Source organism: Paraburkholderia sejongensis, from assembly GCF_020880815.1.
GTDB lineage: Bacteria > Pseudomonadota > Gammaproteobacteria > Burkholderiales > Burkholderiaceae > Paraburkholderia > Paraburkholderia sejongensis.
In genome coordinates this window covers 119,723-146,695 of record NZ_JAJITD010000016.1, presented here as the reverse complement: position 1 = coordinate 146,695, position 26,973 = coordinate 119,723, and the positions used below count along the sequence as shown (strand labels likewise).

The following is a 26,973-nucleotide window of genomic DNA, read 5'->3' as shown; positions in this document are numbered from 1 at the left end:
GCACATTTGCCCAGGCGCAGCATCGTGCGCCATTGCCAGACGGCGCACGGTCTTGAGAAAAACAGCTCGTCGTGGCGGGCTTTTTCGCAGTCAGGAGACCATCATGAACCGCAGCCCCGCTGTGAACGTTCAAACCTTCATCAACGAGCATCCGTTTTCGCCGTTCCAGTGGCTGATCTTCTTTATGTGTTTCATCATCGTCCTGCTGGACGGTTTTGACACGGCCGCGATCGGCTTCATCGCGCCCTCGCTGATCACCGAATGGGGCATCGACAAGCCCGCGCTCGCGCCGGTACTGAGCGCCGCGCTGTTCGGCCTCGCGTGCGGCGCGCTCGGCTCGGGTCCGCTGTCGGACCGGCTCGGCCGACGCGTGATGCTGCTCGGCTCGGTCGCGCTGTTCGGCGCCGCCTGCCTCGGCTCCGCGTTCTCTGACTCGATCGAGCACCTTACCGTGCTGCGCTTCATCACCGGCGTCGGCCTCGGCGCCGCGATGCCGAACGCGGTCACGATGATGGGCGAGTACTGCCCGGATAACCGCCGCGCGACCGTGATCAATCTGATGTTCTGCGGCTTCCCGCTCGGCGCCGCGTTCGGCGGCTTCCTCGCCGCATGGATGATTCCGCATTTCGGCTGGCGCAGCGTGCTGATCCTCGGCGGCGTCACGCCGCTGCTGCTGTTGCTGTTGCTGCTCGCGAAGATGCCGGAGTCGGTCCGCTACATGGTCGCGAATAACAAACCGGCCGAGCGGATTCGCGCGGCGCTCGCGCGCATTTCCGGCGACGCCGTGCAAGCCGCTTCGTTCACGATGACCGAAACCGCGCCGCAAACCGGCGGCAAGGGCCTCGGCGTGGTACTGTCGCGTTCGTACATCGTCGGCTCGGTGATGCTGTGGCTCGCGTACTTCATGGGCCTCGTGATCTTCTATGCGTCGATCAACTGGATGCCGATCCTGCTGAAGGACGCCGGCCTCACGCCGCAACGCGCCACTTTGATCTCCGCGCTGTTCCCGCTCGGCGGCGTCGGCGCGGTGCTGGCCGGCGTGCTGATGGACCGCTTCAACGCGAATCGCGTGATCGCGGTGTGTTATGCGCTGACCGCGATCAGCGTGTACTTCATCGGCCAGGCGGCCGGCAACGTCGGCATGCTGGTGTTGATCGTGTTCGTCGCCGGCGTGCTGATGAATACCGCGCAATCGTCGATGCCGGCGCTCGCCGCCGCGTTCTACCCGACCGCGGGCCGCGGCACCGGCGTTGCGTGGATGCTCGGCGTGGGCCGCTTCGGCGGGATCGCGGGCTCGTTCCTCGTGGCCGAACTGACGCGCCGCCACTTCTCGTTCGGCGGTATCTTCGCGACGATCGCGGTGGCCGGCCTGGTGTCGTGTATCGCACTGCTGATCAAACAGGCCGCGCGTCCGCAGGTCGCGCAAAGCGGTGCGTCGAAAGCGGAATCGTTCGGGCATTGAGCGAACGTCCGCTGCGATAACGCAGCCTGAGCGAAGGCTGCCGGTCGGTAAATCAGAAAGGCCGCTCTGCTGTTTGCAGAGCGGCTTTTTGTTTGGCGCGGCGCGCACCGCTCAGCTCAGTTCGACTCAGGACTGCGCCTTATAGGCGGGCAGAGACTGTCCAAGGCGCGCGCCCATCTCGGCGCCCAACGCCTGCAAACCGCTGGCCGGCCGCACCATTACCTCGAATTCGACGATCCGGCCAGCCTCGTCGAAACGGATCATGTCGATCCCCTTCAACTGTTTGTCCTGCACGGTCGCGCTGAACTCGAGCACGACGTTCAGCCCGTCCGGACTACTGAATTGCCGGTAATACGTGAAGTCGTCGAGGATCGTGATCACAGTGCGCAGTGCCATCAGCAGCGCGGGCGCCGGCGCGTAGGCCTTGAACGCCATCGGCGAGCGGAATACCGCGTCCGGATGAACGATCGATTCGAGCGCGCTGAAATCCTTGTTGTCCACCATTGCGTGCCACGCGTCGAGCGAGCGCGCGACCGCGGGTTGAAGGGCCAAACTGGTCTGACTCATGGAAGCTCCGTTCTCGGGAAAGGGGACGACGGCCCGCGCGGGGCGGGACCACACTTCATCGCATGTCACAGCGCGGCCGCGAGCGTCGTGCCCTGGTGGATCGCACGTTTGGCGTCGAGCGCGGCCGCATCGGCGGCGCCGCCGATCACATGCACGCGGCAACCGGCGGTTTCCAGTTGATCGGCCAGTTCGCGCAGCGGCTCCTGGCCCGCGCAGATCACCACGTTATCGACCGCGAAGCTGCGCGGCTCGCCGTCGATCGTCACGTGCAGGCCGTCGTCGTCGATACGCCGATAGTCGACCGCCGACAACATCTCGACGCCGCGCGCCTTCAGCGACGTGCGATGAATCCAGCCGGTGGTCTTGCCGAGCCCGTCGCCGACCTTCGACTTCTTACGCTGCAACAGATACACGCTACGCTCGCTCCGCTCCAGTGCCGGCCGACGCAAACCGCCGCGTTCGCGATATGCGGTGTCTACGCCCCATTCGACGAAGAACCTGGCGGCGTTACGGCTCGCGCTTTCGCCGTGATGCAGCAGATAGTCGGCCACGTCGAAGCCGATGCCGCCGGCACCGACGATCGCAACAACCCGCCCGACCGGCTTCGCGTCGCGAAGCACGTCCAGATAGCTGAGAGCCTTCGGATGGTTCGCGCCGTCGATGCGCAATTCGCGCGGCACGACGCCCGTCGCGATGACCACTTCATCGAAGCCTTCGCGCAGCAGCGCTTCGGCACTCGCGCGCGTGTCGAGCCGCAAATCGACGCCGGTCAGTTCGATCTGGCGCATGAAATAGCGCAGCGTCTCGTAGAACTCTTCCTTGCCCGGCACCTTCTTTGCGAGGTTGAACTGACCGCCGATCTGCGCATCGGCTTCGAACAGCGTGACCGCATGGCCGCGGCGCGCCGCGGTCACCGCGCACGCGAGCCCGGCCGGCCCCGCGCCGACGACCGCGATGCGCTTACGTTCAGCGGTCGGTTCGATCACGAGTTCGGTTTCGTGGCAAGCCTGCGGATTGACGAGGCAGGAGGTGACCTTGCCGGCGAACGTGTGATCGAGACAGGCCTGGTTGCAGCCGATGCAGGTATTGATTTCGTCCGCGCGCCCCTTGCGTGCTTTGCGCACGAACGCGGGGTCGGCGAGAAACGGCCGAGCCATCGACACCATGTCGCACATGCGGTCGGCGAGCAACTGCTCGGCCAGTTCAGGCGTGTTGATCCGGTTGGTGGCCACCAGCGGCACGGACACCTTGTCCATCAGCTGCTGCGTGACCCACGCATACGCGGCGCGCGGCACCTTGGTCGCGATGGTCGGAATGCGTGCCTCGTGCCAGCCGATGCCGGTATTGATGATCGTCGCGCCGGCCGCTTCGACCGCGCGCGCGAGCTGGACCACTTCGTCGAGCGTCGAGCCTCCTTCGACCAGATCGAGCATCGACAGCCGGTAAATGACGATGAAATCGCGGCCCACACGTTCGCGCACCCGGCGCACGATTTCGACCGGCAAGCGAATACGGTTCTCATAACTGCCGCCCCATCGATCGCTGCGCTGATTCGTGCGCGCCACGATGAACTCGTTGATCAGGTAGCCCTCGGAACCCATGATTTCGACGCCGTCATAGCCCGCGTGCCGCGCGAGCGCCGCGCAGCGAACGAAATCCTCGATGGTCTGCTCGACCTCCTCGTCGCTCAGTTCGTGCGGGACGAACGGATTGATCGGCGCTTTCACTGCACTGGGCGCGACCAGTTGCGGGTGATATGCATAGCGCCCGAAATGCAGAATCTGCATCGCGATCTTGCCGCCCTCGGCATGCACCGCACCGGTAATCAGCCGATGCTCCTCGGCCTGCGTTTCCGTGGTCAGCATCGCGCCGCCGTGCATCGGCCGCGCGCGCTCGTTCGGCGCAATGCCGCCGGTCACGATCAGCCCGACTTCGCCACGCGCGCGCTCCGCGTAGAACGCGGCCATCCGCTCGAAGCCATTCGGCGCTTCTTCCAGACCGACGTGCATCGAGCCCATCAGTACACGGTTTTTCAGCGTGGTGAAACCGAGGTCGAGCGGCTTCAGCAGATTCGGATAGTGGGTCGGCTCGTCGCTCATGATGTTTATGCAACTGGTTGCATTAAGGTTGGCCGATAATGCAACCAGTTGCATAAACAGTCAAGCCAATGCGAGAATTTTGAAAAGTCCCTCTATCCGTGGCCCTTCTCTTCCTGCGCGCACGCCCATGTCTCTACCTCATGCCCTGCTCACCGCCCTCGTTGAACGGTCGTGCTCCGGTTCCGAACTGGCGTCGCGTTTCGACCGCTCGATCGGCTACTTCTGGCACGCATCGCATCAACAGATCTATCGCGAACTGGCCCGGCTGGAAGAAGGCGGCCTGATCGAATCGTTGCCCGAGGAGACGACCCGCGGGCGCAAGCGCGGCTACCGGATTCTGCCCGCCGGGCGCAGCGAGTTGAAACGATGGATCACGCTGGAGGAAGAACCCGCCGCGCTTCGCGACGAATTCATGGTGCGCCTGCGGGCCGAGGCCGCGGTCGGACCGACCGGACTGGAAAAAGAGGTTCAGCGCCGCTTCGGGCTGCATCAGGCGAAGCTCGCGTTGTATCAGGAGCTGGAGAAGAAGGACTTTCCTCAGGAACCCGAAGATCGTAAAGCGGCGCTGCAGCTATTGGTGCTGCGAGTCGGGATCAGCTATGAGAAGAACTGGCTCGACATTCTGGAAGCGGCGCTGGTTGCGCTGGGCAAGCCCGGTGATCGGTCGACGCGGGCTGGCGGGTCGGGCGATCAGCGTGCGGCGCGTAAGGGTACGGGGCGTAAGGGTTCGCGGGGTGGGGGCGGTTAGCGGCTTGCGTGGACGCATCTTGCGGCTGCCGCCTCCGCTGCGTGGCGTGGCGCCGCAGCCACGCTTTTCTCCGTTATTTGCTCGCTTGTTCAGTTTAATTCGTCGCTTGTTTGATATAGAGCAAACTTTGACACTAGTTTAATTTCTCTCGAAATAACCTTCCTGTAAAAGCACCAATTCAAGCTTGCTGTTTTTGGATGGCCCTGAGGGTCAGGGAAAGACGCGCGCCGCTTGATCGGACAGAATTTTATTTAGAGATGGCGCCCGCAAGGAGAAAAATTAAATATGTCTAAATGGACCTATGAAGAATTACTGCGCTTCAAAGGACTTCCAGGACATGCGCGTCATAGCTGGTTGTTGAGGGAAAACGAAGAATGCGTTTGCTGCAGCGCTATATATGGAATATACAAAAATTTCCCGGACATACCCGGTGGAATGATGGTGTCGAGCGCAGACGGAAAAACCGTTCCGATTGCTACGCTTCGGTCGCTTTCCTCCGGTTATCAGATGCATGAGGCGTTAGGCACCGCATCTCAATGCTGGTGCCACGACCGCAAGCCGGGTGAGTATGACTTGCTATTTATCCGCATTTTTGTACGGTTGAAGACGTCTATGTGTCAGAACCATGCAAACTTAAAATCATCATACATGAGTGTACGCACTATATAGACACGTTTGACTTGGACGACAAAATCTACGGACACGGACTCGGACTTCATTACTGGGCAATTTCAAATTCAGACGCCGCCTGCAAAAATGCCGATAACTTCGCTTCTTACATAGCGCACTACGATACGCTCGAAGAATTCAAATCCAAAAACATCTGGTGATTTAATGAAAAAATTTTTTACGTGCTTCTTTACTTTTCTTTTCGCCAACTTTATCCAGCAAGCTAGCGCTTGCACCATTTTTGAAAGCGCCATAACGAGCGTTCCACTTAACTACACCGGAATTCCTAATTCCTACCGAATGCAGATTGCAGGCATCGTGTTGAACGCACGAAAATGGCCCGACGTGGAAATTCAAGCGGAGATCATTGCAAGCGCGGCAACCGCAGAAAAAAAACCCCGGCAACTAGCGCAGTTGAGAGGCGATGAAATCAGAGATTTTTTAATTCAACTCGGTGTCGAAGCACAACATATTTATATCGACACTCATGTCATGACCGAGCCGTTGCCCTCAGACAGCACAGGTCCGGGTGGCTACAAGCAGCTACGAGTTAGTCTTATGCCGTTCTGCAAAAACGGCTGCCAGAACCTGTGCGACGACCCGCGCATAACGCCGACCAGCAGGGCTATCAAATAATCCCGACGCCGGCAGCCCCGCTCCGGCGGGGTGTGCCGTGACCGGCCGGATATGCCTCTCATCGCCCTGCGCGTGCATCACGGAGCCAACCCAACGCGAACCATGCAGCCCCGCCCGCACCTCGCCCCCAACGCATCCCGCGCCACTTCCCGCTAAACTACGCGCTCATTCACCACGCGCCCACAGGCCCGCGCCCGGCGACCGTCGCCGCTGCCGCGCCGCCGCGCGTCTCTTGTCAGGATTTTCGGTAATGAAACGCGTAGTCGTAACCGCGCTCGTCGCGCTGTGCGTCGCGCAGCCGGCCACTCAGGCCGTCGCGCAGACAGTCAGCGATCAATGCTCCGCGCTCGGCGATATCGCCGGCCAGGTCGTCGGATGGCGCGCGCACAAGAAAACCAAAGCGCAGGCGCTCGACCAGGCCGCCCGCTATTACAAGGGCCCGGCCGACCGCGCGGCCGTCGATGCGATCATCGAAAAAATCTTCGCCCCCGACGCGCCGCGCATGACGCCCGATCAGGCGAACATGGCGATCACGGCGGAGTGTCTTGACCGCCAGAAAGGACAGGCATCGTCGGCTCAGTAATGCGGGCTCGCGCCGGCCTTCACCGCTCGGCGCGTAGTCACGCAAGCAAGCACGCATAACCGCTCACGCCACCACTCACGCAGCCACACGCTCCACACCCGACAGCCGGCGCGCGAAACCTGCCCCCTCAGCGATAACGTCAACGCCGCCGGAACGCATCCAGCGACGACAACGCGTTGCCGTGGAAATCGAACAACGTGTTGTTGTCCCATTGATCGCCGGCGCCGACTTCCCAGCCGACGTTCGGCGTCGGGATCCATTCCGGCTCCCACCAGAACACGCCCTTGCCGTGACCGTTCGGGATCGCCTTGACGATGTCGGCGACCGCGCCGAGAAACTGCGCCTGCCCGGCCGGCGTCTGCGGGTACGGCGAGGTGCCGACGTTGGTCATCGAGTTCGGTTCGGAATCGCCATCGCTGGTGGTCCACGGATACGCGGTTTCGACCACGATCACGTCCTTGTCGTAGCGCGTCGCCAGATCGTTCGCGTTGCCCTGCAAATCGCTGAACGAACCCTGCCATTGCGGGTAGTACGACAGCCCGATCACATCGAACGTGACGCCGCGCTGCGTCATCGCGTCGAACCACCAGCGGCTCGTCGCGTTGTTGCCGCCGCTGTCGATATGCAGCATTACCTTGGTGCGCGCATCGACGCCTTTCACCGCGTCGTGGCCCGCCTTCAGCAGCGCCGCGAGATTGTCGAGCTGATCGTATTTGCCGAGCGGCCACAGCATCCCGCCGGTGATCTCGTTGCCGATCTGCACCCACTCCGGATGCACGCCGTCGCGCTTGAGCATCTGCAACACGTCCGACGTATACGCCGACAGCAGCGCGCAGGTCTCCGTGAGGTCCTTGCCGGCCCACGCGTGCGGCGGATACTGCTTGCCCGGATCGGCCCACCAGTCGCTGTAGTGAAAGTCGATCAGCACGCGCAGGCCCAGCGCGGCCGCGCGGCGCGCGAGGATGCGCGCGTGCGCGGCGTTGTTCCAGCCGGCCGCCGGGCTCTGATTGGCCGGAAAGAAGTTCGGGTTGCCCGGATCGTTCCACACCTTGATCCGGATCGAGTCGACGCCGTGATCCTTCAGGATCGCCAGGCAATCGCGCGACTTGCCGTGCTCGTAGTACTTCGCGCCGTTCGCTTCGAGTTCGAGCAGCGTCGAGACATCCGCGCCCATCGCGAAGCGATTCGCGAGCGCCGCGGCGGCAGCGAAATCATTGCGCTGACCACCGCGTTGCCGATCGCCGTCCTGATTACCTTGACCACCCTGACCGCCCTGCGCCGCGAAACCCGGCACACTGACTGTCGCGCCAACGCCCGCCGCGGCAGCGCCCGCGAGCCATCCCAGTATTTCTCTTCGGTTCATCCGTCATCCTCCATGTATTGAATGGCGGCTTTTGACGAGCCGCCTGATCTGGTTTGATGCGTCCGTGCTGCAACCTTCGAGTTTCAGACTGCGTTGCTTCTATTGCGCCAGGCGTGACCCACCGCCCTTCGTTCCAACCGACTCAGTTACCCACCAGCCGACGCAACCGCGCCGGCCGTCGGATCACGCGTCTTGCCACACGCAAAGCTCGCCGGTTTGCAGGCGCGGCTCGCCCAGCACAAACGTTGCGTTACGGGGCGCAGGCGCCTGCACCGCCTGCGCGCCGAAGTTGAATGCGAACGTCAGCCCGCCGCGCCGGCGCAGCCGCAACCCATCGGCCAGCAGCTGCGTTTCGAGACCGGCGTCGTGCGCCGCCTGCTGCAACACCGTGCGATGCAGTTCATGCGACAGCCAGCCGGCGACGTAGCGCACGTTGCCGTGTGTCAGCAGCGCCGGCCACGCATCGTCGAAGCGCGCGGCAATGCGCGTCTCGCCGTTCGCGCGCACATGCTCGCGCCAATGCAGCGCGTGGCCCCGGGTGCCGTCGATCGTCAGCGCGGGCGCCAGCGACGCGCGCAGCGTCTCGACTTCCAGCACCTGGATCGGCAGCACGCGCTGCAATGCGCCGGGCGGCAGATTGCCGGGGATCGCGAACTCGCCGGTCTTCGAACCGCTGCGCGGACCGAACACCCATTGCGCGCGGCTATGCGCGATCTGCTCGACGAGCGGGTCGTCGATCGTCGCGAGACTCGGCACGACAACCAGTTGGTAGCCCGAAACATCGGCGCGACTCGACACGATATCGACATCGAGCCCGAGTTCGCGCAGCGCTTCGTAGTAGTCGAACACCAGCGTCTGATAATCGAAGCTCTTGCCGTGGCGCTGAATCTCGAACATCCATTGCGACTCGTAATCGAACAGCAGCGCGACGGCCGCGCGCGTCGGCGCGGCGAGATTCGACAACACGGCGCTGCCGGCAATTTCGCGCGCTGCCTGCTGCACTTCGAGCCCACCCGGCGACAACTCGTTATTCGGCAAATTGAGCCCGGAATGCATCTGCTCCTGTGCATACGGGCACTGCCGCCAGCGGAAATACGACACCAGTTCCGCGCCGTGCGCAAACGCCTCGTACGCCCATAGCCGCACCATGCCGCGCTCGGGCACGGGATTGAACGGCGCCCAGTTCACCGGCCCGGCCTGCTGCTCCATCACCCAGAAGCGGCCGGCGCCGACGCCGCGGTAACGGTCGTGATCGAACGCGGACACATCCGGGTGGCCAGTGCGCGCAAACCGCGCTTTCTGTTCTTCGGGCAATGCGATCGATTCGGTGCGCGCGATCGGATAGCTGTCCCACGCGGCGACGTCGATCGCGTTGTCTTCGGTGAAGCGGTAATGATCGAAGGTCGTGAAAAAGCCCATGAAGTTGTGCAGCAGATCTGCATTCGGCGCGTGCTCGCGCAGCACGTCGATCTGCTCGCGATGAAAACTCGCTACTTCGTCGGACATGAAGCGGCGGAAGTCGAGCAGATGAATCGGATTAGCGTCGGTGGGCGTCAGGTTCGGCAGGCCGATCGCGTCGAACGACGGATACTCCATGCTCCAGAACACGTTGCCCCACGCGTCGTTCAACGCGCCGACGGTTTCATAGCGCCGTTCTAGCCACGCGTGAAAACGCGTCAACGCCGCCGGCGAATAACTCGGCACCGTGTCGTGGCAACCGAGTTCGTTATCGGTCTGCCATGCAACGATCGACGGATGCCGCCCATAGCGCAGCGCCATCGCGGTGACGATTCGCACGCACTCGTGCCGGTACGTGTCGCTCGAGATATCGTAGTGACGGCGCGAGCCGAAATTCCAGCGCGTGCCGTCCGCGCGCACCGGCAACATGTCCGGATGCGCATCGATCAGCCACTTCGGCGGCGACGCGGTCGGCGTGCCGAGCACCAGTTTCAGGCCGGCCTTCGCGAGCGTGTCGACCGCTTCGTCGAGCCATTGCCAGTCGAATTCGCCGGCGCGCGGCTCCATCCGGCTCCACGCGAATTCGGCAATCCGCACGTGGGTGATGCCGAGTTCGACCATTCGTTGCGCGTCGTCGGCCCACATCGCGCGCGGCCATTGTTCGGGGTAGTAGCAGACACCAAGTTGCATGTGAAAGTCTCGTTGTGAGTTGACGACGCAGCCCGCGGGCCGGCTCGCGGTTTATCCCTTGCTCGCGCCGAACGTCAGTCCGGCGACGAAATGACGTTGCATCGCGAAGAACATCAGCACCGACGGCAGCGCGGCCAGCACCGAGCCCGCCGCGACCAGGTTCCACGCGGTGGTCCACTGCCCTTTCAGCGCCGCGACGCCAACCGTGATCGGCGCGGCCTCATCGCCTTGCGTGAGGCACAGCGCCCAGAAGTAGTCGTTCCACACGAACGTGAATACGAGAATGCCGAGCGCCGCGAGCGCGGGCCGGATCAGCGGCAGCACGATGCGCAGATAGATCGTCCATTCGCTCGCGCCTTCGACGCGCGCCGCCTCGATCATCTCGAACGGCAACTGCTTGATGAAGTTGCGCAGAAACAGCGTGCAAAAGCCGGTCTGAAACGACACGTGAAAGATCACCAGCGCCCACACGGTATTGAACAGACCGAACTTCAATGCCATGTCGCGCACCGGAATCATCAGGATCTGGATCGGCACGAAATTGCCGGCGACGAACGCGAACAGCACCGCGGTATTGCCCGGAAAGCGATAGGTCGCGAGCGCGAAGCCCGCCATCGACGCGAGCACGATCGCGCCGATCACCGACGGCACCGTGATCAGCACGCTATTGGCGAAGTAATGCAGCATCGGCGTCTGCGTGAGCGCGGCGCCGTAGTTTTCCAGTAACGCGAAATGCTTCGGCCACGTCCAGTAATCGCCTTGCATCAGTTCATCTGACGAGCGGATCGACGTGACCAGAACCGCGAGCATCGGCAGCAGCCAGATGAATAGCGCGAGCGGCAGCGACGCTTTATAGAGCGTGCGATTCAGCGGTTTCCAGCGTTCGACGGGAAGCGGATACATGAGCTGGGTACTCCTGAGGTTCAAAGAATCAGCGTTCTTCGCGCAGCATGCGGCGCAGATGGAACACGATATAGACGAGCATGATCGCGAACAGCACGACCGCGATTGCCGCGGAATAGCCTTCGCGGTAGTACTTGATCGCCTGGTCGTACATGTAATAGGCGAGTACCGTGGAGCTGTCGAACGGGCCGCCGCCGCTCATCACCGCGATCAGATCGAAGCTGCGCAGCGCGCCGATCACGGTCAGTACGACCGCCATGAACGTGGCGGGCCGCAATTGCGGCAGGATCACGTACCACAACAGGCGCCGCCCTTTCGCGCCTTCCATGCGCGCGGCTTCGACTACTTCCGGATTGATGCCGGTCAGCCCGGTCAGATACAGCACCATGCAGAACGGCGTTTGCGGCCACAACGCGGCGAAGATGATCCCGAACGTGACCGTATGCGGATCGCCGAGTACCGGAATACCGCGCCCGACAATCAATCGCAGCAGCCCGAAAGTCGGGTCGTAGAACCAGCTGAACACCAAACCGACCACCACGCCCGACAATACGAACGGGGCGAAAAACAGCGACTTCACGACGCGCATGCCGCGCACGTGCTGGTTCAGATACAGCGCGAACAGCAGACCGAGCGGCGGCGCCAGCAGAAACAGCGCGAGCCATATCAGATTGTTTTTCAGCGCCGTATAAAACGTATCGGACTGGAACAGCTCTGTGTAATTGGCCAGACCCGCGAAGGTCTTCGGCGTCATGCCGTCCCAGTTATAAAAGCTCAGCGAAATACTGCTGATGATCGGATAGATCACGCACAGGCAGAACAACGCGCAGCCCGGCAGCAGAAAGAAAAACGCCGCGCGATGCTGGTGACGTCGGGTCGTCGAGACGCGACGGGGCCGCGCCGCGGGCAGGCGGCGCGCTGCGGTATCAGACATGGATCAGGCCTCGGTGGAGTGCGCGGGCGACGCGCGCAGCGCAACAACGCACGCGTGCTCGCCGGCAGTCGCCGGCACACACCGGCCGCGCAAACGCGGCCGGCGCGGCGGCAATTACTTCTGGTAGATACGCTTGCGGGTCGCTTCGAGATGCGCGAGCACACTGTCGAGCTGCGACGGATCGCTATAGAACTGCTGCATGGCCTTCATCCCTTCGTCGGCCATTTCCTTCTGCATATCGCGATCGTAGAACTGCGCGATGCCGCCGCGCGTATTCGCGAGCGTCTGAAAGCCGACCTTCGAGATCGGATCTTCCGGCTCGGCCGCCTGGCTATTCGACGGCAACTGGCCCCAGCCCTTCGCGAGTTCCGCGTTGATCTTCGGCTGTTCCACGAACGCGAGCAGCTTGCGCGCGTCGGCTTTGTTCTTCGCCTTGGCCGGAATCAGCAGCACGTTGACCGGACCGTCCTCGGCCATCGGCACCTTCGCGTCGATCACCGGGAAACGGAAGAAACCGATCTGATCCTTCACCGCCGGCGGGAAACTCGCCGAAAAGAACGTGCCCATCAGCATCATGCCGGCCTTGCCGTTGACGAGGAATGGCGCGATCGAATCGAGATCGTAGGAAAGCGCGTTGTCGATATATGCGTGATTGTCGAGCAGCGTCTTCCACGTCGTATAGACCTTCTTCACGCGCGGATCGGTGTACGGCACTTCGCCGGCCATCAGCTTCTGATGGAACTCGTTGCCGTTGATGCGCAGATTCAGATAGTCGAACCACGCGGCAAGCGTCCAGCTGTCGCGCGCGGCCACCGCGATCGGTGCGACCCCGATCGCTTTCAGTTTCTTCGTCGCGTCGAGCAGTTCATCCCACGTTTTCGGTTCGCCCTTGATGCCCGCCTTCTCGAACAGATCCTTGCGATAGAAGAAGCCGTACGCGTCATAGCCCAGCGGCGCCGCGTACTGCTTGCCCTTGTAGGTCGACGCTTCCTTGACCGACGCGTATTGCTGCGACCAGCCGTTCTTCGACCAGTCACCGCTCAGGTCTTCGAGCAGCCCGCGCTGCGCGTAATAGGCCATCCGCTCGCCGTCGTGCCACGACACCACGTCGGGCGGATCGGTTGCGAGCCAGCCGCCCATCTGCACCTTGTACGCTTCCTCGGTGATGTACGTGACTTTCAGATCGATGTCGGGATTGGCTTTCTTGAACTGGTCGAACGCGTCCTGCCAGGTCGAGCGCTGGTTGCCGCGCGCCGATACGTTGACGTTCAGCGTGGCCGCGTCGACCGTGGCGCTGCCGAGCGCGCCGGCCACCATCGCGGCCGCCAGCGACAGCCGTGCAAGACGGCGAAGGCGAAGAGCAATCATCTATGTCTCCTTGTCTACCTTGTTGACCGGCTACGTGGCCGGCGATGTATGCCGCTCTGCGGCGGAATTGAGCATGACGAACCTTTCGCGGGTTCGTCGTTGACGATCGATCAGGCGGCCGCGCGTTCGGGTTCGAACGTGCTACGGCGCAATGCAAGACCCTGTTCGTCGAACAGATGACAGGCCGACGCCGGCACGTGCACGCGAATACGCTCGCCCGCGCCGAGCGGCGTATCGCCGGGCGCCTTCGCGATCAGCGTGCCGCCCGCGTGGTCCGCGTGGATATAGCTGTGCTCGCCGAGCCGCTCCGACAGCACGGTCGCGCACTGAATGAACTGGTCGTCGCCGTCGAGCCGCAGATGTTCGGGCCGCACGCCGAGCGTTACGCGCTGGCCGCGTTGCAGACGTTGACCGTCGACGTGCGCGACCAGTTTTACCGGGTCGCCGCCGTGGCTGGCATTAGTTAGCAGTGCGACCGTCACGCGGCCCGGCTCGATTGAATTGACCGTCGCGTCGATGAAGTTCATCCGCGGCGAGCCGATAAAGCCGGCGACGAAGCGCGACTTCGGATGGTGATACAGCTCCAGCGGCGCGCCGGTCTGCGCAATGCTGCCGAAGCGCTCGGCATCGGCGCCCGCATGCAGCAGCACGATGCGATCGGCGAGCGTCATCGCCTCGACCTGATCGTGCGTCACGTAGACCACGCTCGCATCCGCGAAGCGCTGATGCAACCGCGCGATCTCGACGCGGGTCTGACCGCGCAACGCCGCATCGAGATTCGACAGCGGTTCGTCGAACAGAAACACGCCGGGCTCGCGCACGATCGCGCGGCCAATCGCGACGCGCTGGCGCTGACCGCCCGACAACGCTTTCGGATGACGCTCGAGCAGACTTTCCAGTTGCAGGATCCGCGCGGCCTCTCGCACCTTGCGTTCGATCACGTCTTTCGGCTGCTTCGCAAGCTTCAGCCCGAACGCCATGTTGTCGAACACGGTCATGTGCGGGAACAGCGCGTAGCTCTGGAACACCATCGCGACGCCCCGCTCGGCGGCGGGCACGTCGTTGACCAGGCGGCCGCCGATATGCAGTTCGCCGTCGCTGAGATCTTCGAGACCGGCGATCATCCGCAGCAACGTGGACTTGCCGCAACCCGACGGCCCGAGAAACACGCAGAACTCATGCTGCGCGATCTCCAGATTCACGCGCCGGATCACCGGCGGATGGTCGCCGTAGGCCTTCTGCACATTGGTCAAACGAATCGTTGCCATGCTGTCTCCGTCCGCATTTAATCGCTTAAATTTTTTGTCGAAAATAACGCGCGGGCCCTTGTGCGACTGGCATTTAATCGCTTAAATTCGAGTGCGACGAGAAAAGTCATGGTGAGTGTCTCCGCGATGTTTTTCAGGACGTTAGCAATCTCGCGGGCTGCTTGCAACATATGAATCATCTTCCCTACATTTGGGATTACCGACTATGGTCACGCTGTCAGAAGTCGCGAAGCGCGCGCAAGTCACTGCCGCAACCGTCTCCAACGTCTTGCGCAATCGCGACAAGGTGCGTCCCGAAACGGCCGAGCGCGTGCTGCGAGCAATCGACGAACTCGGCTACCGGCCGAATCTGAATGCGCGCGCGCTGGCCGAGGGTCGTTCGTCGACGCTCGCATTGATGCTGTCGAACATCTCGAACCCGTTCTATCCCGAGTTCGTGCTGGCCGCCGAGCGCGCGGCGCGCAAGAGCGGTCACTTCCTGATGGTTTGCAATACTGACGACGATGCGGAGATCGGCCGCGCGTATCTGAACCAGATCGCCGGCACGCTCGCGGACGGCGTGCTGGTGATGAACACCGACATCACGATCAACGATCTGTGCGCGTCGGCCACTCATAGCGCGCCGATTCTGCTGGCGATGTGGGAGCACCCGGAGTCGCCGCCTGCACTGCCATGCATCGCCGTCGATTTCGCGCGCGCCGGCGAGTTGGCCGCGCAGCATCTGCTGACACTCGGGCATCGCGATATCGGACTGCTGATCGGCGACGGTTGCGGCGGTTTGCAGGACGCGCGCTCGAACGGTTTTCGCGCGGCGATGCGCGCGGCCGGCATCGAAACCGACGCGGCCGCGGTACTGCAGATTCGCGACTCGATCGATGCCGGCTACGCGGCCTGCATGCAGTTGATGGCGAACCGCCCACAGGTGAGCGCGATCTTCGCGACCAACGACCTGCTCGCGATCGGCGCGGTGCAGGCGCTGATCACGCTCGGCCGCGCGGTGCCGGACGACGTGTCGGTGATCGGCATTACCGACATTCAGCTCGCACACCAGGTGCATCCGGCGCTGACCACGGTCGCGATCCAGACGGCGGCGGTCGCGCAGTTGTCGATCGAGAGTCTGATCCGGCTGATTCAGAACCCGGCGCGGCAGCCGTCGATGGTGCTCGGGCCGTCGCCGGAACTGGTGGTGCGGGCGTCGACTGGACCGTATCGGAAGCGGTGAGGCGGGTTATTCTGCTAACGGTACTCCGGCCGTGGACATTACCGGACAGATCAAGGGTTTTTTCAAGCGCCCCCGATTCAAATACTCCCGATAACGGGAAGCCCTTGCAACACAATCTCTGATTGCCATAGACCGGCCAGCACGGGCCGGGATTCCTTCACACTCAGGTCGCCGTCCGTCGGCCCTGCTGCCTCGCTTTTATTTTTCCGCCATCCCATCAGATTCGCCCCATTTTCTGAATGTCGACTTTTTTATTTTGAGAACAAGGTAAAAGAGTTTTCACTTCGGACTAATCTTAAAGACACGTCCGACGAATCCGCGTTAGTTTCGATCCGACCTCAAAATAACAAGGATTGAGGGCAACCGGTGGCTTGCGTCGCAGCGTGGTCGGAATGCCTCGCACGCGATGCACGCCATTCACCAATGGGAAGACCATATGGCTGAGAGGATGCGGTCCGCGGCGGACATCATTGCGGAAATGAAAAGAAAGTTTAGCGAAGCGTTCGAGGGCGCAAACGGGCAGGAGTGCATTAGTTGCCGCGTGACATTCAAGGTATTCAAGAGCTTCCCGGATGTCTCTTACGCACAGACAATGAACCAGCAGACTGGCGAAATGATTCCGACCAGTTTGATCAAGGCTCTGTCTTCAGGGTACGAGATGCGGCAGGCAATAGGCGAGACCCAGGGATGCCGCTGCATCGATCGCCCCACAGGTCCGTTCGATGAGCGGTTTACGGTCAGGGATCGCAACGGCAACCCGATTGCGAATGTGCCGTACAGAATCTTCGCTGATAACCGGGAAATCTGTAGCGGCAGGACAAACGCAGCGGGTCAGACTTCCCGCGTTGCGACGCAGGGTTTCAAGTTTTTAAAGATTGACGTGGAGGGCTAGAAAAATGAACGAAGAAAAGGAATGGTTCACCGTCGACGACACGGCATTTACCAATACGACTCCTGGGTCGATGAGGGACGTTTTCATTAATACAACCCCTATCTGTCCGAACATGACCAATGCGGAATTTCGCGCCAAAGTATTGGGCCTTCGCGACGAGGCGGTTGATTTGGTGGAAATACGGCTAGCGGCATTGAAGTCATGGACACCCGCCGAGCAAGAGCGAGTCTGGACCTGGTTCGGCGTGAAAGACGAAGCAACCAGAAATTACTTGCTCAAGGGATTCAGGGCAGTCAACAAAGTGATGCGTGGTCTTGGTCCGGACAACTTTGTTAGATGGGAGCCAGGCCTTGATGAAGCTCTCGGATGCGTACCTCGTCCACCTAGCGGCGGCTCGGTTGCGCGTGTTTGTGCGCCGGATACAGCTACCCACACCATTTGCATTCATGAGGGCTTCTGCTCGATCCGCGACAAAGGGTCCAGCGGCGATTCTAAAATGTCAACGATCATTCACGAGTGCTCGCACTTCCTGGACACCTTCGGAAGCACGGACGAGCAATATACGATCACAAGATTTCTGGCGACCTGGGGGCGGGAAAACCCGGGAAAATCTATTATCAATGCGGACAGCCTGGCAGGGTATATTGTTTATGAATTCTAAATCGCTCCTATTGGCATTGTGTCTCCTGTCATTCAATGTGCTAGCGTGCGAGACGTCGCAGAATCTTCCAGGCGAAAACATTGTCGTGTATTTCGAAAGGAATTCGGCCATTCTGCCAGGGGCGCAGATTCTCAAACTGGCAGATTGGGTTATCAAGATGCGTAAGTACCGCATTAAACAGATCATAAATATCGCTGGGGTGGCCGAGCAAACTGAAAAGAGCCCCTTGGTCTTGGCGTCGCAACGCGCCGATACCGTACGAGCCATGCTGACGCAATTCGGTGAGACCGGCGTTCCATACGAAGTTCACAGCGAAATTTACAAGCCATACGGCTACTTGGAGCCGCCTGAAAAAATCAGGCTCGCGGCAGTTACGCTGAGTCCTGGTTGCCCCAACAATTGCTGCGACGGCTACATGACAGGACCGTAACGCATCGCGCTGACTGAGGGGAGCCATGCGCTCCCCTCGAATCCCTCTCAATCATCAGTCGAGGTTGCCCTAGCGGGGTATATTGATTAATGAATTCTAAATCGCTCCTATTGGCATTATGTCTCCTGTCATTCAATGCTCCGGCGTGCGAGACGTCGCAGAATCTTCCTGGCCAAAACATTGATGTGTATTTCGAAAGGAATTCAGCCCGGCTACCCGGAGCGCAGATTCTCAAACTGGCAGATTGGGTTATCGAAATGCGTAAGTTTCCCATTAAAGAGGTCATGTCCGTCGGTGGAGTGGCGGAGCAAAGTGAAAGAAAGCCGTTCATCCTGGCGTCGCAACGTGCTGATGCTGTACGAGCCATGCTGATGCAATTTGGTCTGACTGGCATTCCATACGGCGTTCGCAGCGGGATTTACAAGCAATCCCCCTATCTTCGGGAGCCGCCTGAAAAAGTCAGACGCGTCGAAATTATGCTGGTTCCTGGTTGCCCCAACAATTGCTGCGACGGCTACATGATAGGACCGTAACGCATCGCGCTGAGGGGAGCCATGTGCTCCCCTCGAATCCCTCTCAATCATCAGTCGAGGTTGCGCCTGCTTGCAGGCCGCGTGCTCGAACGGCTTTGGCGCGGCGATGCGCGCGGCCGTCGCCGGAACGGGTGAGCGAACAGCGACGGGAGCGTATCGCACGCACTGACGCAGCTACCGCCCCGCCTCAAGTCACCCGCTGCTGCGCCATCCTCACAACCATGTCGAAGGCCTTCTGCGTCGCGCCGACATCGGCCTTGCCCTGACCGTGAATGTCGAACGCGGTGCCATGCGCGGGCGTCGCGATGGGTACCGGCAAGCCGCCGTGCACGGTCACGCCGCGCCAGAAGCCCATCAGTTTCATCGCGATCTGCCCTTGATCGTGGTACATCGTGACGACGCCGTCGAAAGCCTTCTGATCGCGCGCCCGCACGAAGATCGTGTCGGCGGGAAACGGCCCCTGCGCATCGTAGCCGAGCTTGCGCGCGGCCTCGACGGCCGGCGCGATCACGTCGATCTCCTCGCGGCCGAACGCGCCGTTGTCGCCGTTGTGCGGATTGAAGCCGCACACTGCGATGCGCGGCTGCGCGAGGCCCGCGCGCTTCAGACCGTCGTGAATCAGCCGCACCGCGCCGACGATGCGTTCCTCCGAAAGCCGCGCGCTGACATCTTTCAACGCCATATGGGAGGTCACGCGCGAAGTCCACAACTCGTCGAGTACATTGAACTCGCAGAAACTGCCGGTGTAGCCGAGCTGCCGCGCGAACCACTCCATCTCGTCGCCGGTTTCCATCCCGGCCAGATGCAGCGCGGTCTTGTTGACCGGCGCGAACAGCATCCCCTGAGTCAGATTGCTTTGCGTCAGCGCGAGCGCCTGTTTGAATGCGGCGAGACTGTAACGGCCGCCGCGTTCGGTCGCGACCGCGCGCTCGAACGGCTGCTCGCCTGGCAAACGGAAATCGAGCAGCGACGGTACGCCGTCGCGCCCAAACGCGTGCTCGGCGCTATCGACCACGTCGTAGTCGAAACGCTGTCCGGCGATCTTCATACCGGTCTCCAGTTCGCGCCGGTCGCCGATGATCAGCAACTGCGCGCGCGAGCGGTTCGCTTCCTGCGCGAAGAGTCGCGCGATCAGTTCGGGACCGATACCGGCAGGGTCGCCGAGCAGTACTGCAAGATGTGGCTTCATGGTCGTTCCTGTTGCGTAGCGCACTGCGTGTTTATTCGACGATGTTGAAATCGGCGAGATGTTTGTCACTCAACGTGATGCCCAGACCCGGCGCGTCGTCTGACAGTTGCAGATAGCCGTTGTCCGGCTGCGGCTCGCCTTCGAAGATGTAATAGAACAATTCGTTGCCCACTTCGACGTCGAACACCGGGAAGAACTCCGACATCGGGCTCGCGATGCTCGACATCGTCAGATGATAATTGTGCATCTGCCCCGCGTGCGGAATGACCGGCACCGACCACGCCTCGGCCATCGCATTGATCTTGCGCGCCGCGGTGATGCCGCCGACGCGATTGGTGTCGTACTGGATCACGTCGATCGCGCGGCGTTCGAGCAGATCCTTGAAGCCATACACGGTGAACTCGTGCTCGCCGCCCGACACCGGTATCAGGTTCATCCTCTTTAGCTCCTGATAGCCTTCCACATCGTCGCCGATCACCGGCTCCTCGATCCAGCGCGGATTGAATTCGGCGAGCCGCGGCAGCATCCGGCGCGCGTATTCGAGCGTCCAGCCCATATAGCATTCGAGCATGATGTCGACTTCGTCGCCGACCAGCTCGCGCAGCAGCCGCACCTGTTCGAGATTTTTCGCCATCCCTTTCGGGCCGTCTTTCGGCCCGTAGCCGAAGCGCATTTTCATCGCGGTGAAACCGCTGTCCAGATAGCCTTGCGCTTCACTCAGGAACGCGTCGCGATCGTCGTTGTTATAGAGCTTCGACGCATAGCACCAGATCTTTTCCTTGGTGCGGCCGCCGAGCAGCTTGAACACCGGCTTTTTCACCGCCTTGCCCATGATGTCCCACAGCGCGATATCGAGTGCGGAGATCGCCGCCATGCCGATCCCTTTGCGGCCCCAGGCCAGCGTGCGCCGATACATCTTCTGCCAGATGTATTCGTTGTCGAACGGATCTTCGCCGATCGCAATCGGGGCGAGGTATTCGTCGATGATCTGTTTCGCGATGCGCGGCGCGAGCGCGCAATTGCCGATCCCGACCGTGCCGTCGTCGCACTCGATTTCCACCACCAGCCAGCCGTGAAAACGGAACGATCCCATCGCGTCGCCGCGCTCGTACAGAATGTCGACTGCGTTCGCGCAGAAATGCGCTTGCGGCGGCACGACCTTGCCTTTCCATTCGAAGACGCGGGTACGGATGTGCGTGATTTTCATGTTCGATGATTTCCTTCAGAGAGAGTCAAAGCCGACATTCGCGCGCTCGATGCCATCCGACGGCTCACGAATAGCGCCACCCGGTAGCGCTGATTGTGCGAAACTATCCGATAACTGACCATTGAATATTTCGAATCAGCCTATTCATCAAGGTTATCGCTCATGATCCCGCCCGCCTCCGCTATTCGCAAACGTCTGCGTCTGCGTCATCTGCAATTGATGGTCGCGCTGTCGGAAATGGAATCGCTGCGCCGCGCCGCCGACGAACTCGCAATGACCCAGCCCGCCGCGACCAAAGCGCTACAGGAACTCGAAGACACGCTCGGCGTATCGCTATTCGTGCGGCATGCGCGCGGAATGGAGCCGACTATCTTCGGCGAGGCGGTAATGCGCTACGCGCGGGTGGTGTTCGAAGATCTCGACGAGTTGCGCGAAGAACTCGCCGGCATCGAGGCCGGCGATATCGGCAAGGTGCGCATCGGCGCGGTGATGGCGCCGTCGCCCGAACTGCTGACGCAGACGATCGTCAGGCTCAAGCAAGCGCATCCGCGTTTGCAGATGACGGTGACGATCGACACCAGCGACGTGCTGGTGCAGTCGCTGCAACAGGACCAGCTCGATATCGTGATCGGACGGATTCCTGACAGTTTTCCGGCGTTCGACCTGAGCTTCGAGACGCTCGCCGAAGAAGCGCTGTCGATCGTCGTGCGGCCCGATCATCCGGCCGCGCAGGCGTCGTCGCGGCCGAAGCTCGCGGAACTCGCGCGCTATCCGTGGATCATCCAGCCGCATCCGAGCCCGATGCGCCAGGTAATCGATCAGACCTTTCGCGAGTCGCGTGTCGCGCCGCCGGTCAGCACCGTGGAGACCTCGTCGATCCTGACCACGCTGTCGTTACTGCGCGACTCGGACATGCTCGCGGTGCTGCCGAGTTCGGTCGCGCACTACTACGTCGCGCTCGATGCGATCGCCTCGCTCGCTACGCCGCTGCGCGGCCGGCTCGCGCCGTATGGGCTGATTTTGCGCAGGAACCGGCGCGTGACGCCGGCGATGCAACTGGTCATCGATTCGATTCGCGCGGGCTGAGGCTTTCCGCGAAACGCAATTCGCCGTTCGCGCCGGAGCCTGCATCGCCCGATGCATTCGTCGCGTCGAGCGCAATATCCGGCCGCATGAAGAACGTCGCGACGATGCCGAGCGCCAGCAAACCGAGCGAGCCGGCGAACGGCAACGTCCAGCTGCCGGTGCGGTCCACCACCAGACCGAACACGATCGGCGTGAAGATCCCCGCGATCGCCGAACCCGCATTCACGAGTCCGCTCGCGACGCCGACGTGTTGCGGCGTGATATCCATCGGCACCGCCCAGATCGGCCCGATCGTCATTTCGAGGAAGAAGAACGACAGGCTCATGCAGACCGCCATCACCGGCAACGACTTCACGATCATCACCGGCGCGAGAAAAATCAATGCGCCGAGAAACGCGCCGATGATCACGTTGCGACGCGCCGCGACCACGTTGCGCGTGCGCTTCAGAATCCGGTCGCTCAACACGCCGCCCGCAGTATTGCCGACCACGCCGGACAGAAACACGCCGGCCGAGAACATTGCCGAGCTTTTCAGATCGAGGCCGCGCCCATGCATGAAGAAACTCGGCAGCCACGTGAAGAATAGCCAGCCGGTCCAGCCGTAGCAGAAGTACACCAGCATCGTCGGGCCGATGCGTTTGAGCAAACGCCGCCACGGGGTCGGCTCACGGGTGGTTTCTCCCGCGGCTTTGCGCGGCGGCGGCAATTGCGCGGCTTCCTGCTCGCTCATATGCCGATGCTTGCGCGGGTCGTCGGTGAAGTACCACGCGTAGACCACGACCCACACGAAGGTCAATGCGCCGACCGCGAAAAACGACGCGCGCCACGACGAATACGCGACCAGCAGCGCGATCAGCGGCGGCGTGACCGCATTGCCGAGCCGCGAAAACGAATGCGTGAGCCCCTGCACGAAGCCGCGCCTGCTCGCCGGAAACCAGTTGGTCAGCGCCCTCGCCTGCGCGGGCAGCGCCGCGCCTTCGCCGATACCGAGCAGCAAGCGCGCGCCGAATAGCGACACGAGTCCGCCGGCCAGGCCGGTCGCGACCGTCGCGACGATCCAGATGCTCGCGCAGGTGACCAGCGTGGTTTTCGCGCCGAAGCGATCGCTGACCCAACCGCCGATCACCTGACACAGCGTGTACGTGTACGCGAACGCGGCGAACACAAGGCCGATGTTGGTATTGCTCAGATGCAGATCGTCGCGAATCAAGCCGGCCGCCGCCGACAGATTCACACGATCGAGATACATGATGAACGACATCGCGCACATGAGCGCGAGTACCGCCCGGCTGACCTTGGGTCGCTGCATCGTCTCCTCCGGATTTGTCGCGTGAGCGGCCGCCGCTGTCGCGACGGTTGCGTCCGCAATGAGCTGTTTTGTGCGCTCATTATCGGCAGCGGAGTGATAGGCGACTAATGAATTGTTTCGATACAGCGATCACTGAGGGTTATCGGTGATGAAGCCATGCGCCCGGTTGGCGGCCATCTCATCGGCCGAAGCCGCTGGCGGGCACCGCGTTGACGTTCCATAGCAGCCCGGGCGACAATCTCGCGATTCAGCGTGGGTCGCCATGCAGCGCGACCGAATGATGATCGGCTCCTGAACTCCTTTCAATCCGCTCTATGGCGCAATATCTGAACGCTGGGACCCTGATCGAACTCGCGCGCGCCGCGCAACAGCGCGCCGCCGCATCATGCGAATGCACGCGCACGCCCCTCGACGGTTGGCAATCGCAGCCGCTGTCGATGGACGAAACGCTGTTGGTGGAAATCGGCACGTTGATGCCGGAAGACGAACCCGAACCGACGTATAGCGAATATCTGCCGGACAAGACCACTTACTGGTCGTCCGATGCGCCGATCGCACCGCGCTATTTCCCGTACAACCGCTGCGGTGTGTGGCAATGCTCGAGTTGCGCGCGCCTTTATCTGCGCTACGTGGAAGGCGGCGGCTACTTCGTCGACCGGCGGATTCGCGCGCTCAATGCGGATCTGATCGAAGACGTGCCGCTGCCCGGGTAATCACCCGTTCGACGCCGGCAACCACGCCGGCTTCGGCTCTGCGCTCGCCGCGGCCGTGCCGCGAACTGAAACAAACTGCCGGCGCGGTATAGCTTACTCGTCGTCCCGGTCCGCGTGCCCGACGCTGACCAGCTCTTTCACGCGTCGCGCGAAATTCGACAGCACGCCGCCGCGATGTCCGTCCGGCTGCGCGAATTGCCGATGCGCCATCCGTTTCAGATCTTCATGATCTTCGTCGAGCGCGCGCGCATGACTCGTCGCGCCGTACGGCCAGTGCACCGCCGTCGCGTGCACATGCGGTGCACGCGGATCCTGTCCGGCGCCGTCGAGATAAGCATTGATCGCCGACGCCTCGCGCCGCGCGGCCTGCTCCGACTCGACGGCAATAAAGTCGTCCGGGCCTTCTATGTGGACGCACCACAACTGTTCGCTCACGTCGTGTCTCCCGCGTACCTCAAGCCTCATTGGCCGTCAAACTGATGTGCCGTGAAACTCGTTTGCCTCTGAATAATATGTAGTGAAAATTCAGCGTACCGGCTTCAACCGTTCCCATTTGAGATCCGAAAAGCACGGCCCCTGCGTGGCTTCGCTGAATTTCACGTCGTTGTGCTCGCCATTCCATTCCATCACCTGCACCCGCTCGTCGACATCGACGGTCAGGTCCCAGCCCACGCAACGCGCAAACGGAATTTTGCTGTGCAAACGCAACACCGTCGCTACGCATTGTTCGAACTGTGGAATCTTCAAACCAGCAAAACGCACGCCTGAGTCCGGATGCGCGTCGAGCGCGCCCCAGTCACTCAGATAACCCTCCGCCGCCAGCTCGCCGGTGACCGGATTCACCGGCACGCAGATCTCGCGATCAGTCAGGACATGCGTGTCGTCCGCGCGCCCCAGACGCAGAAAACACGCACGCATCGAGATACAACCGTTGTCGTCCACCACCGTCGTAAAGCGCAGCGTCGCGACCGGCTTCGACGCGAACGCATTGAACATCGGGTGTTGATCGATGAATTTCTGGATCACGCCATTACCCAGCGAGCGGATCATCGCGGGATCGAAATTCGTGCGGTCGAACACGTACACGCCATTACCCTGCATCGAGCCGTCGAGTTTGAATACGACGCGCTCCGCGTGCTCGAATACCACGTCGCGCAGCTCACGTTCGGGCACCACGATACTTCTGTCGGTAAAGAACAGACCATTGGCGTAATACGCAACATCCGGCAACGCGTCGCCGTCGAAGATCAGTCGAGAGATCGGCTTCAGGCTCGAAATCTTGCCGTACCAGCCTTTCATGTGGGGGACCACCACGCTGCCGTAGTAGTTGTCCGGAATCCAGCCTTCCTTGAAGGTGCCGCAAAACGCCGTATAAACGCGCAACCACGGCGCGTACACCGGATCGCCGAATACGTCCCGCGCGTAATTGTCCGCGAGCCGCAGATTCGCCGGATCGGCCTTGCCGTACTTGCTCTCGATAGCCAGCAACACCTTCCTCGCCTCCGCGCCGTGGCCGAGGTGAAAGCAGTATTGCCCGACCCGCTTCGCGGATCGCCGTACCACGTTCTCGACGTCTATTTTCATTATTTCTTAATACGCGTTCGGATGATGAAGGCCCTTGAAAATCGTGGCCAGAATAATTTTTACATCGAGCCAGAACGACCAGTGCTGCAAGTAATAGAGATCGTGAGCGACGCGTCCCTCCATCTTCTCGATCCGGTCGGTCTCACCGCGAAAACCGTTGATCTGCGCCCAGCCGGTAATGCCCGGCTTGATCCTGTAACGATGGATATAGCCGTTCACGACGTTCTGATACTGGTCGTCGTGTTCGAGCGCATGAGGACGCGGCCCCACCACCGACATCTCGCCGCGCAGCACGTTGATGAACTGCGGCAACTCGTCGAGACTCGTGCGGCGCAAAAATGCGCCGACCCGGGTAATGCGCGGATCGCCGCGTGTGGCCTGCTGCAACACGCCCGGCTTCTGCGCGTGCACCCGCATCGTGCGGAACTTGTAGATCGTAAACACGCGACCGTCCGCACCCTTGCGCCGCTGCTTGAAGAACACCGGTCCGGGCGAACTCAGCTTCACCGCGATTGCGCAGCCCAGCAGGATCGGCGAGACCGCGATCAACGCGCCGAGTGCGAACACGCGATCGAACAGATCCTTCTGCACCAATGCCGCCGGCGGCAAAGGCGACGCCGCGAGGTTGATCGTCGGCACGCCGAGCAATTCCGTCATGCTGCCTTCGAACAGCGCGAGCGTGCGCACGTCCGGCATGAAGCGGATATTGATCAGATCATTGCGAAACTCCGAGACCAGCTCGAGAATCGCGCGCTCCTGGCTAAGCGGCAGCGCGAGCCACACTTCGCCGATGTTTTCCTCACGCACGTAGCGTACGAACGCGTCGTGCTGCTCGAACACCGGCACCGGCGAGTGCGTCCTGCTCCCCTCGCCCGGCTGCAGGTTGTACAACGCATTGGCGCGGAAACCGGCCGCCGGCGACGCCTCCATCTTGCGAATGATCTCGTCGCAATGTTCGCCGCATGCGGCCACCGCGACCCGCTGCAGATTGATCCCCGCGTGGCGCATGCGCCCGAGCAGTGCATGGGTGACGATGCGGCCGGCCATCATCGCTGCGCCGGAAATGCCGGTCCAGTACACGAACCACAGCCGCGACACGAAGTCGATCCGATGCAGCGAGAACATCAGCGCCATCGCGCAGGCCTGCACGACCAGCCAGCCCAACGCGACATGGCTCACGAGCGCGCGTTTCGAGCGGCCGCGCCACGATTCGTACACGCCGAGCGCCGGAAACACCGCCAGCGAAAATGCCGCCGCAAACGCAACGAAGGCGAAATAAAAACTTCGTTGCGAGCCGCCGTCGAAGCGGATTTGCGACGCCGCAAAGCCGCCCGCCACGATCATCGCGACGTCGAACAATCTTGCCAATAGACCAGTCAGCAAACGCATCGCAGCCCCC

At 61.7% G+C, this 26,973-nt stretch carries 25 protein-coding genes; 11 read left to right on the top strand and 14 right to left on the bottom strand.

What is annotated here, in order from left to right; genetic code table 11:
* The first annotated feature begins 103 nt into the window (after positions 1 to 103).
* A complete protein-coding gene (locus LJ656_RS26875) occupies positions 104 to 1,462 on the top strand; it encodes an MFS transporter (protein WP_230512560.1) in 1,359 nt (452 codons plus the stop codon).
* Between the two features lie 126 nt (positions 1,463 to 1,588).
* Here LJ656_RS26875 and LJ656_RS26870 read toward each other — a convergent pair whose 3' ends face one another.
* Positions 1,589 to 2,029 carry a nuclear transport factor 2 family protein gene (locus tag LJ656_RS26870; protein ID WP_230512559.1) on the bottom strand — a complete coding sequence of 147 codons (441 nt, stop codon included), beginning with the start codon at positions 2,027 to 2,029 and terminating at the stop codon, positions 1,589 to 1,591.
* A 65-nt stretch (positions 2,030 to 2,094) separates the two neighbouring features.
* Positions 2,095 to 4,128, bottom strand: a complete 2,034-nt coding sequence (locus LJ656_RS26865) for an NADPH-dependent 2,4-dienoyl-CoA reductase (RefSeq protein ID WP_230512558.1) — start codon at positions 4,126 to 4,128, stop codon at positions 2,095 to 2,097.
* 127 nt (positions 4,129 to 4,255) lie between these two features.
* Here LJ656_RS26865 and LJ656_RS26860 point away from each other — a divergent pair, with 127 nt between their 5' ends.
* From LJ656_RS26860 to LJ656_RS26850, 3 genes are all read left to right on the top strand, one after another.
* Positions 4,256 to 4,876: a PadR family transcriptional regulator gene (locus LJ656_RS26860; protein WP_230512557.1), complete on the top strand. Its 621-nt coding sequence runs from the start codon at positions 4,256 to 4,258 to the stop codon at positions 4,874 to 4,876.
* A gap of 834 nt (positions 4,877 to 5,710) precedes the next feature.
* Positions 5,711 to 6,181, top strand: coding sequence for a hypothetical protein (locus LJ656_RS26855; RefSeq protein WP_230512556.1), 471 nt, complete (start codon positions 5,711 to 5,713; stop codon positions 6,179 to 6,181).
* Positions 6,182 to 6,431: 250 nt separating this feature from the next.
* A complete protein-coding gene (locus LJ656_RS26850; RefSeq protein WP_230512555.1) occupies positions 6,432 to 6,764 on the top strand; it encodes a hypothetical protein in 333 nt (110 codons plus the stop codon).
* A 139-nt stretch (positions 6,765 to 6,903) separates the two neighbouring features.
* Here the strand turns inward: LJ656_RS26850 and LJ656_RS26845 are convergent, their stop codons facing one another.
* The 6 genes from LJ656_RS26845 to LJ656_RS26820 all read right to left on the bottom strand — a co-directional run bounded on the left by LJ656_RS26845 (position 6,904) and on the right by LJ656_RS26820 (position 14,748).
* The gene (locus LJ656_RS26845; RefSeq protein ID WP_230512554.1) at positions 6,904 to 8,127 is read right to left on the bottom strand and encodes a glycoside hydrolase family 53 protein; all 1,224 of its coding nucleotides are present in this window, start codon (positions 8,125 to 8,127) and stop codon (positions 6,904 to 6,906) included.
* A 183-nt stretch (positions 8,128 to 8,310) separates the two neighbouring features.
* Positions 8,311 to 10,275 carry a beta-galactosidase gene (locus LJ656_RS26840; protein WP_230512553.1) on the bottom strand — a complete coding sequence of 655 codons (1,965 nt, stop codon included), beginning with the start codon at positions 10,273 to 10,275 and terminating at the stop codon, positions 8,311 to 8,313.
* 51 nt (positions 10,276 to 10,326) lie between these two features.
* Entirely contained in the window at positions 10,327 to 11,178 is an 852-nt protein-coding gene (locus tag LJ656_RS26835) for a carbohydrate ABC transporter permease (RefSeq protein WP_230512552.1), read from the bottom strand.
* Positions 11,179 to 11,206: 28 nt separating this feature from the next.
* Positions 11,207 to 12,112, bottom strand: a complete 906-nt coding sequence (locus tag LJ656_RS26830; protein ID WP_230512551.1) for a carbohydrate ABC transporter permease — start codon at positions 12,110 to 12,112, stop codon at positions 11,207 to 11,209.
* 114 nt (positions 12,113 to 12,226) lie between these two features.
* On the bottom strand, positions 12,227 to 13,480 hold the full coding sequence (locus LJ656_RS26825) for an ABC transporter substrate-binding protein (protein ID WP_230512550.1): 1,254 nt from the start codon (positions 13,478 to 13,480) through the stop codon (positions 12,227 to 12,229).
* 110 nt (positions 13,481 to 13,590) lie between these two features.
* Positions 13,591 to 14,748 carry an ABC transporter ATP-binding protein gene (locus LJ656_RS26820; RefSeq protein ID WP_230512549.1) on the bottom strand — a complete coding sequence of 386 codons (1,158 nt, stop codon included), beginning with the start codon at positions 14,746 to 14,748 and terminating at the stop codon, positions 13,591 to 13,593.
* Positions 14,749 to 14,953: 205 nt separating this feature from the next.
* Here LJ656_RS26820 and LJ656_RS26815 point away from each other — a divergent pair, with 205 nt between their 5' ends.
* The 5 genes from LJ656_RS26815 to LJ656_RS26795 all read left to right on the top strand — a co-directional run bounded on the left by LJ656_RS26815 (position 14,954) and on the right by LJ656_RS26795 (position 18,486).
* Complete coding sequence (locus LJ656_RS26815) at positions 14,954 to 15,970, top strand: LacI family DNA-binding transcriptional regulator (protein ID WP_230512548.1); 1,017 nt, start codon at positions 14,954 to 14,956, stop codon at positions 15,968 to 15,970.
* Between the two features lie 436 nt (positions 15,971 to 16,406).
* Positions 16,407 to 16,862: an Ig-like domain-containing protein gene (locus LJ656_RS26810; protein ID WP_230512547.1), complete on the top strand. Its 456-nt coding sequence runs from the start codon at positions 16,407 to 16,409 to the stop codon at positions 16,860 to 16,862.
* Between the two features lie 4 nt (positions 16,863 to 16,866).
* Positions 16,867 to 17,523 carry a M35 family metalloendopeptidase gene (locus tag LJ656_RS26805; protein WP_230512546.1) on the top strand — a complete coding sequence of 219 codons (657 nt, stop codon included), beginning with the start codon at positions 16,867 to 16,869 and terminating at the stop codon, positions 17,521 to 17,523.
* Positions 17,513 to 17,953 (top strand): OmpA family protein, encoded by a 441-nt coding sequence (locus tag LJ656_RS26800; RefSeq protein ID WP_230512545.1) that lies wholly within the window; start codon positions 17,513 to 17,515, stop codon positions 17,951 to 17,953. Before LJ656_RS26805 ends, LJ656_RS26800 begins: the two co-directional genes overlap by 11 nt.
* 89 nt (positions 17,954 to 18,042) lie before the next feature.
* Entirely contained in the window at positions 18,043 to 18,486 is a 444-nt protein-coding gene (locus tag LJ656_RS26795; protein WP_230512544.1) for an OmpA family protein, read from the top strand.
* Between the two features lie 187 nt (positions 18,487 to 18,673).
* Here the strand turns inward: LJ656_RS26795 and LJ656_RS26790 are convergent, their stop codons facing one another.
* On the bottom strand, positions 18,674 to 19,675 hold the full coding sequence (locus LJ656_RS26790; RefSeq protein WP_230512543.1) for a 4-hydroxythreonine-4-phosphate dehydrogenase PdxA: 1,002 nt from the start codon (positions 19,673 to 19,675) through the stop codon (positions 18,674 to 18,676).
* A gap of 31 nt (positions 19,676 to 19,706) precedes the next feature.
* Complete coding sequence (locus LJ656_RS26785) at positions 19,707 to 20,882, bottom strand: L-rhamnonate dehydratase (protein ID WP_230512542.1); 1,176 nt, start codon at positions 20,880 to 20,882, stop codon at positions 19,707 to 19,709.
* Between the two features lie 162 nt (positions 20,883 to 21,044).
* Here LJ656_RS26785 and LJ656_RS26780 point away from each other — a divergent pair, with 162 nt between their 5' ends.
* Positions 21,045 to 21,968, top strand: a complete 924-nt coding sequence (locus tag LJ656_RS26780; RefSeq protein ID WP_230512541.1) for a LysR family transcriptional regulator — start codon at positions 21,045 to 21,047, stop codon at positions 21,966 to 21,968.
* On the opposite strand, the gene LJ656_RS26775 is transcribed toward LJ656_RS26780, so the two are convergent.
* Positions 21,943 to 23,277 carry an MFS transporter gene (locus LJ656_RS26775; protein WP_230512540.1) on the bottom strand — a complete coding sequence of 445 codons (1,335 nt, stop codon included), beginning with the start codon at positions 23,275 to 23,277 and terminating at the stop codon, positions 21,943 to 21,945. The two genes, LJ656_RS26780 and LJ656_RS26775, sit on opposite strands and share 26 nt — an antisense overlap.
* Before the next feature lie 314 nt (positions 23,278 to 23,591).
* On the opposite strand from LJ656_RS26775, the gene LJ656_RS26770 reads away from it, so the two are divergent.
* The gene (locus LJ656_RS26770; RefSeq protein WP_230512539.1) at positions 23,592 to 23,990 is read left to right on the top strand and encodes a hypothetical protein; all 399 of its coding nucleotides are present in this window, start codon (positions 23,592 to 23,594) and stop codon (positions 23,988 to 23,990) included.
* Between the two features lie 93 nt (positions 23,991 to 24,083).
* Here the strand turns inward: LJ656_RS26770 and LJ656_RS26765 are convergent, their stop codons facing one another.
* The 3 genes from LJ656_RS26765 to LJ656_RS26755 all read right to left on the bottom strand — a co-directional run bounded on the left by LJ656_RS26765 (position 24,084) and on the right by LJ656_RS26755 (position 26,963).
* Entirely contained in the window at positions 24,084 to 24,425 is a 342-nt protein-coding gene (locus tag LJ656_RS26765) for a hypothetical protein (protein WP_230512538.1), read from the bottom strand.
* 90 nt (positions 24,426 to 24,515) lie between these two features.
* Positions 24,516 to 25,574 (bottom strand): sugar-transfer associated ATP-grasp domain-containing protein, encoded by a 1,059-nt coding sequence (locus LJ656_RS26760; protein WP_230512537.1) that lies wholly within the window; start codon positions 25,572 to 25,574, stop codon positions 24,516 to 24,518.
* 6 nt (positions 25,575 to 25,580) lie between these two features.
* A complete protein-coding gene (locus LJ656_RS26755) occupies positions 25,581 to 26,963 on the bottom strand; it encodes an undecaprenyl-phosphate glucose phosphotransferase (RefSeq protein WP_230512536.1) in 1,383 nt (460 codons plus the stop codon).
* Between the last annotated feature and the right edge of the window lie 10 nt (positions 26,964 to 26,973).

What these genes read in the sequence shown, in the direction of transcription:
- LJ656_RS26875 (WP_230512560.1), top strand. Translation starts at nt 104, where the DNA reads ATGAACCGCAGCCCCGCTGTGAACGTTCAAACCTTCATCAACGAGCAT.
- LJ656_RS26870 (WP_230512559.1), bottom strand. Translation starts at nt 2,029, where the DNA reads ATGAGTCAGACCAGTTTGGCCCTTCAACCCGCGGTCGCGCGCTCGCTC.
- LJ656_RS26865 (WP_230512558.1), bottom strand. Translation starts at nt 4,128, where the DNA reads ATGAGCGACGAGCCGACCCACTATCCGAATCTGCTGAAGCCGCTCGAC.
- LJ656_RS26860 (WP_230512557.1), top strand. Translation starts at nt 4,256, where the DNA reads ATGTCTCTACCTCATGCCCTGCTCACCGCCCTCGTTGAACGGTCGTGC.
- LJ656_RS26855 (WP_230512556.1), top strand. Translation starts at nt 5,711, where the DNA reads ATGAAAAAATTTTTTACGTGCTTCTTTACTTTTCTTTTCGCCAACTTT.
- LJ656_RS26850 (WP_230512555.1), top strand. Translation starts at nt 6,432, where the DNA reads ATGAAACGCGTAGTCGTAACCGCGCTCGTCGCGCTGTGCGTCGCGCAG.
- LJ656_RS26845 (WP_230512554.1), bottom strand. Translation starts at nt 8,127, where the DNA reads ATGAACCGAAGAGAAATACTGGGATGGCTCGCGGGCGCTGCCGCGGCG.
- LJ656_RS26840 (WP_230512553.1), bottom strand. Translation starts at nt 10,275, where the DNA reads ATGCAACTTGGTGTCTGCTACTACCCCGAACAATGGCCGCGCGCGATG.
- LJ656_RS26835 (WP_230512552.1), bottom strand. Translation starts at nt 11,178, where the DNA reads ATGTATCCGCTTCCCGTCGAACGCTGGAAACCGCTGAATCGCACGCTC.
- LJ656_RS26830 (WP_230512551.1), bottom strand. Translation starts at nt 12,112, where the DNA reads ATGTCTGATACCGCAGCGCGCCGCCTGCCCGCGGCGCGGCCCCGTCGC.
- LJ656_RS26825 (WP_230512550.1), bottom strand. Translation starts at nt 13,480, where the DNA reads ATGATTGCTCTTCGCCTTCGCCGTCTTGCACGGCTGTCGCTGGCGGCC.
- LJ656_RS26820 (WP_230512549.1), bottom strand. Translation starts at nt 14,748, where the DNA reads ATGGCAACGATTCGTTTGACCAATGTGCAGAAGGCCTACGGCGACCAT.
- LJ656_RS26815 (WP_230512548.1), top strand. Translation starts at nt 14,954, where the DNA reads ATGGTCACGCTGTCAGAAGTCGCGAAGCGCGCGCAAGTCACTGCCGCA.
- LJ656_RS26810 (WP_230512547.1), top strand. Translation starts at nt 16,407, where the DNA reads ATGGCTGAGAGGATGCGGTCCGCGGCGGACATCATTGCGGAAATGAAA.
- LJ656_RS26805 (WP_230512546.1), top strand. Translation starts at nt 16,867, where the DNA reads ATGAACGAAGAAAAGGAATGGTTCACCGTCGACGACACGGCATTTACC.
- LJ656_RS26800 (WP_230512545.1), top strand. Translation starts at nt 17,513, where the DNA reads ATGAATTCTAAATCGCTCCTATTGGCATTGTGTCTCCTGTCATTCAAT.
- LJ656_RS26795 (WP_230512544.1), top strand. Translation starts at nt 18,043, where the DNA reads ATGAATTCTAAATCGCTCCTATTGGCATTATGTCTCCTGTCATTCAAT.
- LJ656_RS26790 (WP_230512543.1), bottom strand. Translation starts at nt 19,675, where the DNA reads ATGAAGCCACATCTTGCAGTACTGCTCGGCGACCCTGCCGGTATCGGT.
- LJ656_RS26785 (WP_230512542.1), bottom strand. Translation starts at nt 20,882, where the DNA reads ATGAAAATCACGCACATCCGTACCCGCGTCTTCGAATGGAAAGGCAAG.
- LJ656_RS26780 (WP_230512541.1), top strand. Translation starts at nt 21,045, where the DNA reads ATGATCCCGCCCGCCTCCGCTATTCGCAAACGTCTGCGTCTGCGTCAT.
- LJ656_RS26775 (WP_230512540.1), bottom strand. Translation starts at nt 23,277, where the DNA reads ATGCAGCGACCCAAGGTCAGCCGGGCGGTACTCGCGCTCATGTGCGCG.
- LJ656_RS26770 (WP_230512539.1), top strand. Translation starts at nt 23,592, where the DNA reads ATGGCGCAATATCTGAACGCTGGGACCCTGATCGAACTCGCGCGCGCC.
- LJ656_RS26760 (WP_230512537.1), bottom strand. Translation starts at nt 25,574, where the DNA reads ATGAAAATAGACGTCGAGAACGTGGTACGGCGATCCGCGAAGCGGGTC.
- LJ656_RS26755 (WP_230512536.1), bottom strand. Translation starts at nt 26,963, where the DNA reads ATGCGTTTGCTGACTGGTCTATTGGCAAGATTGTTCGACGTCGCGATG.